At 55.1% G+C, this 18098-nt stretch carries 13 protein-coding genes; 7 read left to right on the top strand and 6 right to left on the bottom strand.

Annotated elements, in window-relative coordinates; translation table 11 throughout:
• Positions 1–35: 35 nt before the first annotated feature.
• Positions 36–257, top strand: a complete 222-nt coding sequence (locus CAter10_RS05800) for a hypothetical protein (protein ID WP_128082994.1) — start codon at positions 36–38, stop codon at positions 255–257.
• Positions 258–483: 226 nt separating this feature from the next.
• Here the strand turns inward: CAter10_RS05800 and CAter10_RS05795 are convergent, their stop codons facing one another.
• The 6 genes from CAter10_RS05795 to CAter10_RS05770 all read right to left on the bottom strand — a co-directional run bounded on the left by CAter10_RS05795 (position 484) and on the right by CAter10_RS05770 (position 7566).
• Positions 484–1758, bottom strand: a complete 1275-nt coding sequence (locus tag CAter10_RS05795; RefSeq protein WP_061532669.1) for a tetratricopeptide repeat protein — start codon at positions 1756–1758, stop codon at positions 484–486.
• A gap of 78 nt (positions 1759–1836) precedes the next feature.
• The gene (locus CAter10_RS05790) at positions 1837–2271 is read right to left on the bottom strand and encodes an ExbD/TolR family protein (RefSeq protein ID WP_128082993.1); all 435 of its coding nucleotides are present in this window, start codon (positions 2269–2271) and stop codon (positions 1837–1839) included.
• Between the two features lie 159 nt (positions 2272–2430).
• Positions 2431–2859 carry an ExbD/TolR family protein gene (locus tag CAter10_RS05785; protein ID WP_061532667.1) on the bottom strand — a complete coding sequence of 143 codons (429 nt, stop codon included), beginning with the start codon at positions 2857–2859 and terminating at the stop codon, positions 2431–2433.
• 2 nt (positions 2860–2861) lie between these two features.
• Positions 2862–3785: a MotA/TolQ/ExbB proton channel family protein gene (locus CAter10_RS05780; protein ID WP_061532666.1), complete on the bottom strand. Its 924-nt coding sequence runs from the start codon at positions 3783–3785 to the stop codon at positions 2862–2864.
• A gap of 68 nt (positions 3786–3853) precedes the next feature.
• A complete protein-coding gene (locus CAter10_RS05775; RefSeq protein WP_061532665.1) occupies positions 3854–4507 on the bottom strand; it encodes an energy transducer TonB in 654 nt (217 codons plus the stop codon).
• Between the two features lie 341 nt (positions 4508–4848).
• Positions 4849–7566, bottom strand: coding sequence for a TonB-dependent receptor (locus tag CAter10_RS05770; RefSeq protein WP_236905501.1), 2718 nt, complete (start codon positions 7564–7566; stop codon positions 4849–4851).
• A gap of 567 nt (positions 7567–8133) precedes the next feature.
• Between CAter10_RS05770 and CAter10_RS05765 the strand changes: the two genes are divergently transcribed.
• From CAter10_RS05765 to CAter10_RS05740, 6 genes are all read left to right on the top strand, one after another.
• Entirely contained in the window at positions 8134–9816 is a 1683-nt protein-coding gene (locus CAter10_RS05765; RefSeq protein WP_231879192.1) for an ABC transporter substrate-binding protein, read from the top strand.
• 307 nt (positions 9817–10123) lie between these two features.
• Positions 10124–11932 (top strand): ABC transporter substrate-binding protein, encoded by a 1809-nt coding sequence (locus CAter10_RS05760; protein WP_061532663.1) that lies wholly within the window; start codon positions 10124–10126, stop codon positions 11930–11932.
• A gap of 99 nt (positions 11933–12031) precedes the next feature.
• Positions 12032–13831 (top strand): ABC transporter substrate-binding protein, encoded by a 1800-nt coding sequence (locus tag CAter10_RS05755; protein WP_061532662.1) that lies wholly within the window; start codon positions 12032–12034, stop codon positions 13829–13831.
• Positions 13832–13925: 94 nt separating this feature from the next.
• On the top strand, positions 13926–15941 hold the full coding sequence (locus CAter10_RS05750) for a M3 family metallopeptidase (protein WP_061532661.1): 2016 nt from the start codon (positions 13926–13928) through the stop codon (positions 15939–15941).
• A gap of 20 nt (positions 15942–15961) precedes the next feature.
• The gene (locus CAter10_RS05745) at positions 15962–16900 is read left to right on the top strand and encodes an ABC transporter permease (RefSeq protein ID WP_061532660.1); all 939 of its coding nucleotides are present in this window, start codon (positions 15962–15964) and stop codon (positions 16898–16900) included.
• 9 nt (positions 16901–16909) lie between these two features.
• The gene (locus CAter10_RS05740; RefSeq protein ID WP_231879190.1) at positions 16910–18094 is read left to right on the top strand and encodes an ABC transporter permease; all 1185 of its coding nucleotides are present in this window, start codon (positions 16910–16912) and stop codon (positions 18092–18094) included.
• Positions 18095–18098 lie beyond the last annotated feature (4 nt).

Below are 18098 nucleotides of genomic sequence, written 5' to 3'. Positions count from 1 at the left end.
TATTCCCAACCTTGAGAGACAAAGAAGACAACGCTATGAAAACACTTTTTATTTGTGCATTTATGCTGCCTGTCCTGGCTGCATGTGCGGCTCCTGAAGCCGATAACAGCACCGCCTCGGCCAATAATCAGGAAAACATTTACGCTACCGGCAGTAACCTGCCTACCCGGCAAACCAAGCAGAACATGAAGACGCTGACTCCGGAGCAAGCCGTGGACATGATCCCGCCTACCGCCCCTAGAGGGCCGAAGGGCTAGCATTTGTCGCCTAGTTACCTGCACGGCGCAAAATTATCGTCGCCATCTGCACGATTGTTACCGATCTGAAATTGGCCTCATCGAAAGATGGGGCCATTTTTTTGGTTGGCCGGCGCTGCTTTTCAAAAAACTTTCGTTTTGAGGCCTGATTCCTCATAAAAAAACGGAGCCGCTGCATCTCACTGCAAACGACTCCGCTTCTGCGTTTCCCGCTCAACCGTCAAGTTTAATTCAGGGGATGATTCACCTGCATCACCCACAGACGTGCCAGGTCAGCCGCACCATCGGTACCCTTAACGCTCTTGAATGCCTCGATCGCCTTATCCTTTTGCCCAGCCAACTGATACGCAATACCAAGATGCAGTTTGGCGTCGTCGCTACGCTTGAGGTTGCCCTTTTTCAGGCCATCCTCCATCAACCGCAGTCCCTTGTCGAACTGACCTGCGGTAACCAGCGCATAACCCAGATTGACCTGCCCGGTCCCCTCTTTCGCATTGACCGCTGCTGTTTCGCTTTGTGCCATCGACTTCAAGTCATCGCTTGCCGCCTTGCCGGCCTGATCTTGCAAACGCTTCTGCTTGGCGGCGTCCGGACCACTTCCCAGCAATCCGGATTGGTAACCCTGGTCCAAGGTTTTCTTGGCTTCCGCCGGGAAACCGGCCAACAGCGACAACTGCGCCATGTCAGTGAATTCCGAACTGGTTTGCAACTGCACCGTAGCAGCCTTCAAACGATACAGGTCAAGCACCAGGCGATCGGAAAATCCCGGCTTGTTCTGGACACGGCCGATCAGATCGAGCCAGTAGTCTTTTTTCGGATAGTAAGTATTGAGTTTTTCGAGTGCAACCTGGTATCCGTCTTTGTCATTGCTCTTGAGTGCGCAACTGGCCAGCAATTTCAACTCGATTTCGCTGGGAGCCCGGCCGGCGCTTTCATCTGCAGCAATAGCTGACTGCAGTTCGCTGGTGGCACGCGGGATATCGTTACTCAGGTAGTAAGACTGAATCAACAAAGTCCTGGTTTGCGGATCGGCTCCACCTTCTTTCAGCGAACGCGTCAGCCATGCGATTGCCTTTGGATAGTTTTTGGCATCGTAGTACATATTACCGAGAGCCTGGACAACCTTGGCTTGCTCAGCCGGGGAAAGACGGCCGGAAGCGATGACTGCTTCAAACGATTTTCCAGCCTGCTCGGTATCACCGGCACGCGCCGCAGCGGCGCCGCGCATATGATCGATGGTGAAGGTTTCCCATGGTGTCTTGTTCGGGACGGCGTCGGTCTCGGCGATCTTTGCCAGGGCCTCTTTGTACTTTTGCTGCTTGATCAATTCCTGCGCGGCCTGCAACGGTACACCGACTTCGGCGCGCACGGTCTCGCCCTTCGGCTGCTCCGCCTCATCGGCGGCATAGGCAGCCGGGGCCAGTCCCAGAACAGGAAGCGTGGAAGTCAGTCCCACTGCAGTCAACAGCACGAAAATCGGAGCGAATCGTAATTTGGACATAACTATTCTTTCAATCGAAAACGAAAATAGGCAGGTATAAACCTGCCTATTTTCTCATGCGGAAACAAATACTATCTATTACTCCATGAACTGCTCGTTACCGACGATACCGATCTTGGTGACGCCCAAGCGCTGCGCCGATGCCATCACGGCAGCGACCGACTTGTACTCCACCAATTTGTTCGGACGCAGGTGCACTTCATCGATATTGCCACCCGCAACCACGGCCTTCAAACGGCTTTCCAGTTCCGCACGATTCGCCATCGGCGTACCGTTCCACATCACTGTGCCAGCCGGATCGATGTCCACCGTGTCGACCACCGGCAACGCCAATGGCGGTGGCGGATTACCCGTCGGCATGTTCAGCTTGATCGCGTGATTCTGGATCGGAATCGTGATGATCAGCATGATGATCAGCACCAGCATGACGTCGATCAACGGCGTCATATTCATTTCCATCATCGGTTCCGGATCGTTGGCGTTGCCGCCTGATGAACCTACATTCATACCCATAAACTACTCCTCTTCAGACCTTTCATACGCCACCAGCGTCATCCCTGCAAACGCGGGGATCCATGTTTTTATACCATGTCGCAACATGGATTCCCGCGTTCGCGGGAATGACGGGGCCGCCTAGACGAGACCGCCTAGACGGCGTGGCGGCACTGTGTGTCAGTTTCTTGCAGGCGGTTCCGTGATGAAGCCGATCTTGGCAATCCCTGCCCGCTGCGCAGTCAGGATCACCTTGCCGATATACTCATACTTGGTCTGCTGGTCGCCGCGGATATGCAGCTCCGGTTGTGGCACGATGACCGCCACTTCCTTCAGCTTCGCCAACAAGGTCGTCGTATTCGGCACCAGCTGCTCGTTCCAGAACATGTCCCCTTGCTTATTCACCGCCAGGTTGATGTTCTCTGGCTTGGTCTTGTAAGGTTCGTCGAACTCGTTCGGCAACTTCACTGGAATCGTATGCGTCACCACCGGAATCGTGATCAGGAAGATGATCAGCAACACCAACATGACGTCCACCAGCGGCGTCGTGTTGATCGTACCGATCACTTCGTCTTCATCCCCATCGGGAGAGCCGAGTGACATCGCCATGATTAGCCAACCTTCTTCTTGATGTTAGCCACTTGACCAGCCTGGCTCGACGACATCACGCCGCTCAGCAGGACCGAGTGCAGGTCGGCGCTGAACGAACGGATTTCTTCCATCGCGCTCTTGTTGCGGCGAACCAGCCAGTTGTAACCCAGAACCGCAGGAACAGCCACTGCCAGACCGATTGCAGTCATGATCAGCGCTTCACCCACTGGACCGGCAACCTTGTCGATCGATGCCTGACCGGCGATACCGATTGCTGTCAGCGCATGGTAAATACCCCAGACCGTACCGAACAGACCGACGAACGGTGCTGTCGAACCAACGGTTGCCAGGAATGCCAGGCCGTCTTGCAGGCGGCTTTGCACTTTTTCTACCGAACGCTGGATCGACATGGTGACCCAGGTGTTCAGGTCGATCTGTTCCAACAATGCACCATCGTGGTGCTCAGTCGAGGTCGCACCGTTTTGGGCGATGAAGCGGTAAGCGCTGTTTGGTTTCAGGCCGGCGATACCCGCTTCAACCGTTGCAGCTTTCCAGAATGTTTGCTTGGCGTTTTTAGCTTGACCCATCAGTTTCACTTGCTCGATGAGCTTGGTGATGATGATGTACCAGCTGCCCATCGACATCAGGACCAGGATGATCAGAGTGCCACGGGCGACGAAGTCACCGCCTTTCCACAGCGCGTCCAGGCCGTATGGATTGTTCACGGTTTCGTGGTCGGCAGGTGGCGGCGGAGGAGTTGGCGTGTCAGCCAGCGATGCCGCTGCTGCATCAGCAGCTTTAGGCGCATCGGCAGCAGCCGGAGCCGAAGCGGTAGCAGATGCTGCCGCTGGTGTTTGGGCGATTGCGGCCAGCGGAGAGATCGTCACAGCGGAGATCATCAGGGCGGCAGCCAGAGCGGATAAGCGATTACGAGTGATAGACATACTAATACTCCAAATTTGATAAATTAGATTGCTGAGATAACGTACAAGGTAGTTGTTCTACGCTCTGTTTATTCCAGCTTCCAAACATACTGCATTCTTGTAGAAGATTGCACAGGTTTACCATCGGCCATGGCAGGGGTGAAATGGCACAGGCTCCACGCTTTCAATGTGGCTCTGTCCAGGTCTTTGAAACCACTGCCCTTCTCAACTACAGCATCAACCACGTTACCGTCTACACCGATGGTCAGCTTGACGTTCACAGTACCCTCTTCCTCATTACGCAAAGAAGTTCTTGGATACTCTGGCTTCTCGCAATTGCCAGCAATTTTTGCGCTGGTATGCGATGGTCCGGCTTCGCCGGTCGTCGAAGGTTGCGCTACCGAAGTAGGCAATTCGTTGGTCGGTGGTTTGACATTGGTTACTGCTGCAATCACGTTGTCTTGCGGCGGCGGTGTTACTTTTACCTCTGGTGGAGGTACGAACGGTGGTGGTGGCGCAACCGATTTTGGCGGCGGCGGTATCACCTGTTTCGGTGGTGGTGGCGGCGGCGGTGGCTTGATCTCCTCGATGATCTTGGTTTCGACCGGTTGCTGAATCACTTCGACAACTTTACGAGCTAGCCCTGTAACAAGTGCATAAACAAGAGCCGCATGCAAAAGAACAACCACGCTGATGCCAACTACATTCTTGGAAGGGTTCCTCCCATCCTGCGTGAAATCCATGCCTCTTTCCTCCGATACTACATTATTCAATTGCTAAAACTGCTTGCAATCTGATGAGTGAACTACTTGCCGATCTACGATTACGCAAAAAACGTACCAATCATGCAGTTGCTGCTATTACTGACTGATTGCTACCTGGATGAGTTGCCCTGAAACCTTTTATTGCAACTTATATAAAAGAATCTTCAGTTTGCTATCGTTTAATTTTTGCGCGTCCGTAAATACTACATCAATGCCTTATAAAACAGCAGAAACATTGTGATGAGCTTATGCATTCCGAAAAGCCAAAACCACCTGGAAAACTTCCCAGGTGGCCCACTTACGAAAAGTGCTTAAGCCAATCAAATCCCGCTATTAGAAGAATTGATAATTGGCGCGGACGAAGAACGCACGACCAATGACATCGCCGTAACGGCATCGTAACCATATTGGAAGTTGTCGGTTACGTTGGAGGCCGGTGGGTTTGTATTGAACAGGTTCTTGATACCAGCAGTCAAGGTGATGTTCTTGAAGCCAGTGTAGGTGCCCGACAGGTTGTAACGTGTATAGGAACTGACTTCATGGTTCTTATACGCAGCGACAACGTTGACACCGTTTTGATCACGATAGCCTGTTGTGTAGATTTGTTGCAGCGAAACAGCCCATGGACCATTGTTCCAGTTGAGTCCGGCTGTATGACGCCAGCGGAAAACCACACCGCCTGCTGTGCCCACGCCACCACCATATACAGCCAGGTTGTTCAGGTATGGACCGCCGGCTTCCGACTGATAGTCATACTGGGTGACATAAGTACCATCCAGGGACAGACCGAAGTTACCCCATGCAGTCTTAGGCAAGCGCCAGTTGAATCCCAGGTCGAAACCTTGGGTATGAACGTTGCCCAGGTTAACGTTGGTGTTCAGGACGTAGTTCAATGAACCATCGGGGTTGCGCACATAGTCAGCTGCGTACTTGGTTGGGTCGTTGAAAATGTCGCCTTCGGAAATCGTCGAGATCTGGTTCTTGATCTTGATGTTGAAGTAATCGACCGAAGCTGTCACCGATGGAATCGGCTCGATCACCATGCCCAGCGTGAAGGAGTTCGATTTTTCCGGTTGCAGATTCTTGTTACCGCCTTGCAGCTTGAAGAATTGCTGGCCGCAATCGCGAGCCTCAATACCGCCGGCTGCAACGTTACCACCTGGGCACAGGACTGGATCGTTGTAAGCGCTGTTGGTATAAGTCTTCGATGTCGGATCGTTCAACTCATACAGGCTCGGTGCACGGAAACCTGTGCTGTACGTGCTGCGGAACATGATTTGCTTGGCTGGCTGGAAGCGGATACCAACCTTAGGATTCAATGTGCCACCAACGTCGCTGTAATTATCGTAACGAGCAGCCAAGCTCAGATCCAGCGTTTTCACGACAGGAATGCTCAACTCAGTGAACAACGCCTTGACATTACGGCTACCAGACGAAGATTGTGCATCTTGCGAACCGGTACTTGCGTCCAGGTCTGCCAGAGCGTGATCAACGTTGAAGTTCGCCTTTTCCTTGCGGAATTCGCCGCCGACCGCAAAGCCGACAGGACCTGCAGGCAAATTGAACAGTTCACGGCTAGCAGTAAAGTCGATCGATGTCGTTTGAGTACGTGCATCTTCATATGTACCGTAGAGCTGAGCGCTTTGCAGGTATGCTGTACCTGCTGCGTTTTGCGGGCCAAACGGATTGATGACACCGCTCAACAAGCCAGCTTGAATCATGCCGTTGTTCAGATACCCGCCTTCCAGGTTATCTTTTGCCTTACTGACAGAATACGACAGGCCGGTCTTGTAATCCCAACCGAACTTGGTGCCTTCGAGGCTCAGCACCAGACGATCGGTGCTGTTTTTAGATTCGGTGACACGCTGGCCAGCCGATTCCGAACGCCAGTTGAGCGACAATGGGCCACCGCTGGCGCTGCCAGGAGTGATGCCGTTGCCTGGGTAGTAAGGGCTGCTGCTGTTAATATAATAGTCGGTGGCGGTGCCACTGCCGTCGCCGGCAAATACGTCACCAGCAACGTAGGTTTTAACCTTGCTTTGCGAGTGCAGGTATTCGATCGATGCTGTGTTGTCGGCATCCAGCTTGAACGAACCCTTGCCGAGGACTGCGATTTCCTCTGTCTTAGGAACGATACCGATGTTTGCCTGGCTGTTGTAGCGGCAGATACCACCCCTGTTAAACGCAAACGGAGTCAAGCTGCTGCAGTTGCCTGCATACGGATTGCCCGATGTGCCAGGATTGATGTCATAGTAGTTCGCTGGATAGGAGTTACCGCTACTGGCGTTCAGGCCAACATTCGGATTTTGACCACCCAACTTGGAGACGCTACGGTCGCTGGCTTTCACGCCATTTTGGTTGTGATAATCGATCACGCCAAAGAAGTTGTAGCCATCCTTGTCCAGGTCGCCATGACCACCCGACAGGTTGAAACGTTTCTCTGCACCGCCGGACTGTTCCGGCGCAATGCCTTCTGCGCTCAGGTTCAGACCAGTGTACGAACGTTTGGTGATGAAGTTGATTACGCCACCGATCGCGTCGGTACCGTAGATAGCGGAAGCACCGTCGCGCAGAACTTCAACGCGGTCCAGCGCTGCAATTGGGATCACGTTCAGGTCGACGGCCGAGCCATCGAACGCGCTGTTGGCCAAACGACGGCCGTTCAACAGCACCAGTGTCTTGTTCGAGCCAAGGCTGCGCAAGTCGGCGGCTGCGCCAACTGTCTTGCCGGCACCAACGTTGGATGCTGTGGTGAATTGCGATTGGTTGCCCGAAACACTGGCTAACACTTCAGCGGCTGTCGTCGCGCCCAGCTTGACGAAATCATCCGCCTTGATGGTCGTGATCGGCGAAGTGCCTTCTGCTGCAATACGTTTAATGGATGAGCCAGTAATTTCGACTCGTTGTAACTGCTGTGGAGCATCGTCCGTCTTCGTCTCCTGCGCCTGCACCGAATGGGCCAACAGACCTAGCCCAACAGCTACGCCGCCTGAAAACATCAGTCGCAGCGAACGTGGCAATCCCCGTTCCTTCATCATAACCAAACTCCCTATGGGTAAAAGTTAGAGTTGAAATTTAAGTTTTGTAATAAGACAACAACATTTGTTAATCGCCTTCTGGGCGATGCGTCAAAAATCTATTCACAACGACCAAAAAGCAGATTTTCTTTCGCGTGTAAAACAATGTTTAACGTTCGTCTTTCTGGGGCCAATTTGTGATTGTTTTCCAGAAATATTTCCGTTCACACATACAAGCAAAAAACATGCCACATGTAGTAATGCAGCTAAATTAGTGTATCCTAAAAAAAATAAAAACAGCATTTATTTTCAGCAACGCCGGTCATACTGTTGCTTATATACGCCAAATAACAAATACACATACTGGTATAGCAAAAATACATACCCCTTGTTATACGGCGTAGTTAAGCCATTTTTCTTAAAAATACAAAGCAATTTACTGCCGCAAGGCAAGAAAATAGATATCGAATAATGTGGAACTTTAAGTTGAAGATACGATCGTGCATTGCACCAATATTGCTGTTTGGGGCTATTGCAGGTGCAGCATTTCCTATCCATGCGGGAACAAATCCGGCAGATCCGTCCAAAATGGTGCGTGTGGCTTTTGAATCTGCAGACGACGGCTTCGACATGGTGCGCACTTACAACGCCTTTTCCAGTTGGGTCTCGGAAGCCATTTTTGAACGTTTGTTGACATATGACTACCTTGCCCGCCCATCCAAACTGGTGCCGGGTACGGCTGAGGCAATGCCCGAGGTCCTGGACGGCGGCAAGACCTACGTCTTCCATATCAAAAAAGGGATTTACTTTGCCCCCGATCCGGCCTTCAAGGGCGTACGGCGTGAACTGACCGCGCAGGACTACGCATACACGCTCAAGCGCTTCCTGGATCCGAAGAACCGTTCGCCATCGGCCAATGTGCTAGACGGCAAAATCGCCGGAATGGACGAATTGGTAGCCAAAGCGAAGAAAAGCGGCCGGTTTGATTACGACGCTCCTGTGGCTGGCCTGCAAACGCCGGACCGCTACACCCTGAAAATCGGCCTGAATGCGCCCGACTACAACTTCATGTACATCATGGCCTTCGTCGCCATGGGCGCGCAGGCTCATGAAGTCATTGACGCATACGGTGACCAGAGCGGCCAGCATCCAGTCGGCACCGGCCCTTACATGCTGCAGGAATACGTCCCGCGTAGCAAAATCGTGCTGGTCGCCAATCCGGAATACCGCGGCTATACATGGGATTTCAAATCCGACGGCAGCGCCTGGGACGATCAGCTGGTGCACGACATGAAAGGCAAGCGGATGCCGCAGATCGGGCGCGTCGAGATCAACATCATCGAGGAAGAACAATCCCGCTGGCTGGCATTCCAGGGCAAGCAACTCGATTTTGATTACCTGCCCCAAACGGCCGCACCAACCGTCCTGAATGGAAAAAAGCTGAAACCCTCCTTCGTCGACGAAGGCATCAAGCTCTATACAGTGACGGAACCGGGCGTGGTGTATACCTTCCTGAATTTCAAGGACCCCTTGATTGGCGGCACCAGCCTCGCCAAGAATGCACTGCGGCGCGCCATCGCCATGTCGTATAACGTGCAGGACGAAATTACCCAAGTCCGCATGGGGTTGGCGGTCAAGGCGGAAATGCCGATTCCCGAAGGCGTAGTCGGCCACGACCCCAATTACCGCAGCAGCATCGCCTACGATCCGGTGCTGGCCAACAAATTGCTTGATCATTTCGGCTACAAACGCGGCGCCGACGGCTACCGCACCCTACCTGACGGCAGCCCGCTGACACTCAAGATAGCCACCGAGGCAAATGCAATCAACGTCGTGTTCTCTGAAATCTGGAAACGCGGACTGGACCAGATCGGCATCCGGACCGACTTCAAGGTCAGCAATTTTGCCGACAACCTGAAAGCGGCAACCGAATGCAAGCTGATGATGTGGAACGGCTCCTGGATTGCCGATTACCCCGAAGGCGACAACTTCATGCAACTGCTGTATGGCCCCAACGTCGGCCAAGGCAACAACGGCTGCTACAGCTCGCCGGCCTATGATGCGCTCTACGTCAAGGCCAAGGCGCTGCCGCCCGGCCCCGAGCGCAACCAGCTCTATATAGAGATGACACGCCAGATGGAAGCCGACACAGCGTGGATGCTATCAGTGTCGCGCCTACGCAACTGGATGATCAGGCCTTGGATCAAGGGTTTCAAGCATCACCCTATACTTTGGGCCGACTGGCAGTACCTGGATATCGAAAAACACTAAGCGCTTATCTATCTTTTTGGCGGGGATTCTGTAGTATGCCTGCCTTGACCTGGATCGCGCGGCCATTAAAGGCACAGCCACTAACTACAACACAGGAGACAAACGACATGCACAGGTTTTACTTAGGCACAGCCGACGCAATTGCCCGGCATTAACAAGAAGACAAGCTAAAAAAACAGATTGCGCAGGCGTCCGCCTACCGGCTGACAAATGCGATGTCATTGGAGATGACACTATTTTGAGATGCAGATCAACGATCTTAATCACAAATAGAAAAATAACCACTTGCTCAAAAGGCATAAAGAAAATGCACCGTAAAACGTCGAACTCAGTCAAATTCAAGAAAATATTGATAGCGCCAGTGCTCGCGTTCGCGGCATTGGCAGGCAGCGCCAGCGCCTATGCGAACACCAATCCGGCCGATCCATCGAAAGTGATCCGCACCGCCTTCGAGGCTGCGGACGACGGCTTCGATATGGTAAAAACCCAGAATTTCTATTCCGGCTGGGTTAGCGAGGTCATCTTTGAAACCTTGCTGACCTATGACTATCTGGCGCGCCCCGCTAAAATAATCCCCGAAACCGCTGAAGCAATGCCGGAAATCAGTGAGGACGGCAAGACCTACACCTTCCATATCAAAAAAGGCATCTACTTTTCACCCGACCCGGCTTTCAAGGGCGTGCGCCGAGAATTAACTGCAGAAGACTACATTTACACGCTCAAGCGGGTACTTGACCCGAAAAACCGCTCCCCTTCAGCGAATTTCTTGAATGGCAAAATTGTCGGGCTGGACGAGTTGGCCGCGCAGGCGCAAAAAACCGGTCATTTCGACTACCAGACACCGATCGCCGGCCTGCAAGCGCCGGATCGCTACACCTTGAAAGTGGTGTTGAACGCCAAGGACTACAATTTCCTGAACGTGGTCGCCTACTCTGCATTTGGCGCCGTGGCGCATGAGGCAATCGATGCCTATGGCCAGCAAACCGCCCAGCATCCGGTCGGCACCGGTCCCTACATGCTGGACAAATACGTCCCGCGCAGCAAAATCGTCCTGGTCGCCAATCCTGAGTACCGCGGCTTCACCTGGGATTTCAAGCCATCTGGCGACGCCATCGACAAGCAGATCATCAAGGATATGCAAGGCAAGAGAATGCCGCAGGTGGGCCGTGTCGAGATCAGCATCATCGAGGAAAACCAGTCACGCTGGCTGGCTTTCCAGGGTAAGCAGATCGATTTCGACAAGATTCCTGAACTGGCCGCATTGAGCGTGCTGGATGGCGACAAGCTCAAACCGGAATATGCGGAACAGGGCATCCAGTTGCAGCGGATTGTCGAGGCCGGCATCACCTATACCGTCCTCAACATGAAGGACCCAGTCATCGGCGGTTACACCAATGACAAGATTGCCCTGCGGCGCGCCATTGCGATGGTCTATAACAATAAGGAAGAAGCGACGCTGCTGCGCAACGGTCAGGCGGTCAAGCTTGAGTCGATCATCGCACCGGGAGTCGGCGGTTACGATCCGGCATATCGCAGCAGCATCGATTACAACCCGGCACTGGCCAACAAGCTGCTCGATCACTTCGGTTACAAGCGCGGCGCCGACGGCTACCGCACCATGCCGGACGGCAAACCGCTGCTGCTCAAATCCACCAGCAACCAGGGTGGCATCAATACCGAGATTTCAGAACTCTGGAAACGCGGCCTGGACCTGATCGGCATCCGCACTCAGTTCGTGGTCAGCAACTTTGCCGACAACCTGAAAGCCGCCACCTCCTGCGAACTGATGATGTGGGGCGCCGCATGGAACGCTGACTATCCGGAAGCCGAGAATTTCATGCAATTGCTGTACGGCCCGAACTCTGGCCGCGGCAACCATGGTTGCTACCAGTCGCCGGCATTCGATGCACTTTACGTCAAGGCCATGTCGCTGCCGCTGGGCGACGAGCGCAACAAAATCTATCTGGAAATGAATCGACAAATGGAAGCGGACACGGCATGGGTATTGAATACCGGCCGGATCCGCAGCTGGTTGGTGCGACCATGGGTCAAGGGCTTCAAGAAGCACCCGATCCTGCACTCGGACTGGCAGTACGTCGACGTCGAAAAACATTAACCCACCGGACATACGGTAATACGCCCCCTGGTCCGGCACGCCGCTGTCAGTGTGCCGCAGGTCAAATTTAGCTAGAGATCTTAGAAGGAGACAAATGGTATGAACTCGCTTTGGTTACGCGGGATATTGGTTGCCTGTTTAGCGTGCGCGCTGCCGATGCAAGCATCGGTTGCGGCTGCACCAACATCGCCTGCCGATCCCGGGAAAGTGTTGCGCTTCGTGTTCGTGGCGCCGGAAACCGGCTTCGATCCGGCCGTCACGCGCGATCTGTATTCGCAGCTGGTCAATCAATCGGTATTCGAAACCCTGTATGCCTACGATTACCTGGCTCGCCCGGCCAAGCTGATGCCTTCGGCTGCAGAATCGCTACCGGAAGTCAGCGCCGACGGCATGACTTACACGATCCATCTCAAAAAAGGCATCTACTTTGCCGATGATCCGGTATTCAACGGCAAGAAGCGCGAACTGACGATGGCCGACTTCGTGTATTCATACAAGCGGCTGTTCGATCCCCAACTGGCATCGCCGCAAACCTGGCTGCTGGAAGGTAAAGTCGTCGGCCTTGACGAAGTCGCCGCGCAAGCCAAGAAGACCGGCCATTTCGACTACGACGCCAACGTCCCTGGCTTTGAACTGTTGGATCGCTACACCCTGCGCATCCATCTGAAGCAACCCGATTTCAATCTCGGCATGATTCTGGCCCACCAGCCGACCAGCGCCGTCGCGCGTGAAGTGATCGAAAAGTATCGCGACGCCCAAGGCACCGTCATGGGCCATCCGGTCGGCACCGGCCCTTACATCCTCAGCGAATGGGTGCGCGGCTCGCGCATGGTGCTCACCGCCAATCCCGACTATCGTGGCTACATCTGGGACTTCAAGGCCAGCGAACCGGGTGACGACGCCATCGTCGCCAAGATGAAGGGCAAGCGTATGCCGCAGATCGGCCGCGTCGAAATCAGCGTGATGGTGGAAGACCAGTCGCGCCTGCTGGCGTTTGAAGGCGATGAAGTCGACATCACCGAACTGCAAGGCCCGCTGGCGCCGCAGGTCATGTCGGGCGGCAAGTTGAAGCCGGAATTCGTCAAGAAAGGCGTGCAGCTGTCGCGCATCGTCGATCCTGAAATCAGCTATTTCTATTGGAACATGCAAGACCCGGTACTGGGTGGCTTCAGCAAGGAAAAAATTGCTCTGCGCCGCGCGATCTCGATGGCGCACAACGTCCGCGAGGAAATCAAGGTGGTCTGGAACGACGAGGCGATCCCTCTGGAGTATCCGATCCCACCAGGCGTAGTCGGCTACGATGCCAACTACAAGAGCAGCATCCAGTATGAACCGGAAGTGGCCAACGCCCTGCTCGACAAGTTCGGCTACAAGATCGGTGCCGACGGCTATCGCACCCAGCCTAACGGCCAGCCGCTGACAGTCCGCTACTCCGCGCGCGCCGATTCGAACGGCCAGCAGCAATCGGAAATGTGGAAGAAGACCTACGACAGCATCCATATCCGCATGGTCGGCGACCTGAAAACCTTCCCGGACCTGCTCAAGGCCGAAAAGGAATGCCAGCTGCAAACTCGTACTGCGCCCTGGATTGCCGATTATCCGGACGGCGACAATTTCATGCAGCTGTTCTATGGCCCGAATGTCGGCCAGAACAACAACGGCTGCTTCAAGATGCCTGAATACGACAAGCTGTATGCCGCTTCGCAGAAGCTGCCGGCCGGCCCGGAACGTGATCTGCTGTATCACAAGATGACGCGCCTGCTGGAAGTCTATGCGCCAATCCGCATCGGCTATGCCCGCTATCGCAACATGATCGCCCAGCCACGCGTCATCGGCTACAAGAAGCATCCGGTCATGCCTACCGAATGGATGTACTTCGATATCGAAAAACGCAAATAAAGACACCACGCCGGCGGCAGGCACAACGCTTGCCGCCGGTGTTTAACCCATCAACAATTGTTTATTTTCACCAAGTCCCTATTTGAGGAAATGCATGAAACCATCATCATTTTTCTTGCCGGTCACGACAGCGTTACTCACGCTGATGCTGCAACCGGCAGTTGCCCAAGATAAGCACCGTCCGCTGATTCCCCTGCTCAAAGCAGAACAGATCCCGGCGCTATGCGACAGCACGTTGGGCGCGTTGCGCAAGCGTGTGTCAGTCCTGGAGAAATTACCTGCAGCGCATGCCGGCGACAGCAAGAAAGTCCTGGCCGACTGGAACGATCTGCAAATCAAGCTGGAAGACCTGCAAGGCCCGGTCGACATCCTCAACAACGTCTCCCCTGACGCCAAGGTACGCAGCACCACTGAAGCCTGCCTGATCGAAACCAACAAGTTCGCCACCGACCTGCTGCAAAGCGAAAAGCTGTACGCCCGCTTCAAGGCGATCCAGCCGACCGATCCGATCGAAAAGAAACTGCGCCAGGACATCCTGTACAGCTTTGACGACACCGGCGTCTCGCTGCCGCCTGAGAAGCGCGCACGGATGAAAGAAATCCTCGACCGCCTGGGTGAACTGAGCCAGGAATTCGCGCGCAACATCCGCGACAACAACCAGAAACTGACCTTCACGCCAGCCGAACTGCAGGGCATGCCTGCCGCCTACATGGCGCGCGCCAAGCGCGACGACAAGGGCAACTACCTGCTCGGCTTCGACTACCCTGAATACAAGCCGTTCATGGAATCGGCCGACAACAGCGACGCCCGCCGCCGCTACATGATCGCCTTCACCAACCACGGCACGCCAAAGAACCTGGAAGTGCTGAAGGAAGCAATGAACCTGCGCCATGAAATGGCCGCTCTGTTCGGCTTACCTAGCTACGCTGACCTGGTGACGCAGCGCCGCATGGTAAAGAATCCGCAAACCGTCGACACCTTCCTCAAGGAAGTGCAGACCGCAGTGACCCAGCTGGAACTGAAGGAAATCGAAGAACTGCGCGTGTTCAAATCGGAAACCTTGAAGACGCCGCTGGTCGATACCAAGCTGGAACGCTGGGATGCCGAATACTGGCAGCAGAAGATCAAGCAGGCACGCTACAACGTCGATCAGGAAGCATTGCGCAAATACTTCCCTACCGACGCCGCAGTGCCTTGGGTGCTACATATTTCCGGCACCCTGTACGGTGTTGAGTTCAAGCGCGTCGACGTGCCGGTCTGGGATCCTGAAGTTCAGTACTACGACGTCATCGATAGCAAGAGCAAGCAACGCATCGCCGGTATCTATCTCGATCTCTATCCGCGTGAAGGCAAGTACGGCCACGCCGCAGCCTGGGGCACCCGCGGCGTCAGCACGCTCGCCAACCGCACACCGATTTCGACGCTGGTCACCAACCTCGATCGCAGCGGCCTGAACAGCGATGAGCTGGAAACGCTGGTGCACGAATTCGGCCACGTACTGCATGGCGTGCTATCGCACACCAAGTATGTCAGCCAAGCCGGCACCAATGTCGAGCTCGACTTCGTCGAAGCGCCTTCGCAAATGTATGAAGAATGGGCGCGCCGCAAAGAGTCGCTTACATTGCTGGCCGGCTTCTGCAAGACTACCTGCCCGACCATCGACGACGCCCTGCTGGCACGCCTGACCGCTGCCCACAACTACGGCCGCGGCATTCGCTATGCGCGCCAACTGCTGTACGCGAGCTACGACATGACCATCCACAACGACAAGGCCGACCAGGAGCAACCGCTGGCCGTCTGGCAGCAAATGGAAGGCGCAACTCCTTTGGGTTATGTACCGGGCACTGAATTCCCCGGCCAGTTCGGCCACCTGATGGGCGGCTATGCAGCAGGCTACTACGGCTACATGTGGTCGGAAGTGCTGGCGCTGGACATGCTGTCGCGTTATAACGGCAAATTGATGAATCCGGAAGTCGGCCATCTGTATCGCCAGGACATCCTCTCGCGCGGCGGTGAAAAGCCGGCCGGCGAGATGGTCAGCACTTTCCTCGGACGCGAGCCTAACAACAAGGCATTCTTTGCCGAAATCTCAGGCCAACGCCTGCATTAACCTGGAATGAGAGAATTATCATGACCGCTTATATCCTGCGCCGACTGTGGCAAATGCTGCCGACCATGCTCGGCGTCATCGTACTGGTGTTTTTCCTGTTCAACTGGGTCGGTGGCGACCCGGCGTACATCCTGGCCGGGAAGATGTCGAACCCGCAACAGATCGCCAACATCCGCACCCAGTTGGGGATTGACCAGCCGTATTACATCCAGCTGTGGATCTTCATCAAGCAGATCGTCACCTTCAACTTCGGCAACAGCTGGAGCACCGGCGAATCGGTGGCTAACGTCATCATGACCCGCCTTGGGCCATCCATGACCGTGCTGATTCCGCTGACCATCCTGGAAACCCTGATCGCCGTGGCACTGGCATTGGCTGTCGCATTCGTGCGCGGCTCGATGACTGACCGTATGGTGATGGTGGCTTGCACCGTCGGCATGTCGATCAGTATCCTGGTCTACATCATCCTGTTCCAATACTGGTTCGCCTACAAGCTCGGCATGTTCCCGGTGCAAGGCTGGGGCAACAGCTTCGCCGAAAACCTGTTCCACTATTCCGCCCTGCCGATCCTGATCATGCTGGCGGTCAGTATCGCGCCTAGCCTGCGTCTGTACCGTACTTTCGTGCTGGATGAAGTCAACCAGGACTACGTCCGCACCGCGCGCGCCAAGGGCGTCAAGGAACGCCGCATCCTGTGGGTGCACGTGTTGCGCAATGCCGCCATTCCCATCATCACCAACGTCATGTCTAACCTGCCGGCACTGCTGATCGGTGCCTTCCTGATCGAACGCTTCTTCTCGATCCCAGGCATCGGCCGCGAGGTGATTCTTGCCGTGGAACGCAGCGACTTCCCGGTGATCAAGGCGATCACCATCTATGTCGCCGCCGCCACCATGATATTCAACCTGTTGACCGACCTGTTGTACCAGGCCGTTGACCCACGCGTTCAGCTGAAGTAAGGAGCCGCCATGACTCAGAATGTAAACTCGGCCCCTGTCCAAGCAGCGCCGGCAGTCAATACCGTAGCAATCACCGCCACTCCCGGCGGCACCCATTCGCCGGGTCTGTGGGCGTTGGCCTGGCGTCGTTTGCGCGCCGACCGCGTCGCGATGGCGGCCATGGCCGTAGTCGGCCTGTACCTGATCATGCTTGTGCTGTCGGCCAGCGGCCTGCTGGCCAAGGACTGGGCCAAGGAAGTCGGCGTCAACTACGCGCCGCCAACTTTCATCGGCGCCCAGACCGACGCCGAACGCGGCTTCAGCAGCAACGATACGATCAAGGAAGCGCCACCACCGGAAAATCCGGTCGATCCGTTGCGCGACATCCTGCGCGACTTGCGCAAGAGCGCTACAGCGGCGCCACCGCCGCCGGTTGTCGCCAACGATTACGGCATCGCCGATCCGCTCGCGGACGAGATGACCGAAATCCGTGCAGACCTGGCCAAGAAAGGCGCCAGCGCCACACTGATCCGCAAACCGACGCTGCCGTTCGGCGCCGACAAGTGGGGCCACGACATCATCAAGAAAACCATCAAGGGCGCCGAAACCTCGATCATCGTTGGTCTTGTATCGGCGTTGCTGGCCGTGGTTCTGGGCACCATTTTCGGCGCGATTTCGGGCTACTTCGGCGGTTGGATCGACGATGCCTTTAACTGGTTCTACAGCATCTTCACGTCCATCCCCTACTTGCTGCTGATCCTCGCCGTAGCGGCGGTGTTGCAGCAAAAGGGCGTGACGGCGATCGTACTGATCCTCGGCCTGACCGGCTGGACCGGCACCTACCGCCTGATCCGTGCCGAGTACATGAAGCACAAGACGCGTGAATACGTGATGGCGGCGGACGCCATCGGCGCCAGCCACTGGAGCAAGATGTTCGGCCATATCTTCCCGAACGTCAGCCACGTATCGCTGGTGCAGTTATCGATCTCTGTAGTCGGTTTCATCAAGTCGGAAGTGATCTTGAGCTTCCTTGGTTTCGGCGTGCCGGTCGGCGTCGTTTCCTGGGGCAGCATGCTCAACGAAGCACAAAACGAACTGATCCTGGGCAAGTGGTGGCAACTGGCCGCGGCCAGTATCGCCATGGCAATCCTGGTGACGGCGTTCTCGCTGTTCACCGACGCATTGCGCGACGCCCTTGATCCGAAGCTGAAATAGGAGA

It is taken from the genome of Collimonas arenae, assembly GCF_001584165.1.
Lineage (GTDB): Bacteria > Pseudomonadota > Gammaproteobacteria > Burkholderiales > Burkholderiaceae_D > Collimonas > Collimonas arenae.
Note: the sequence above shows the minus strand (reverse complement) of the source record. Positions and strands in the feature narration are given on the sequence as shown.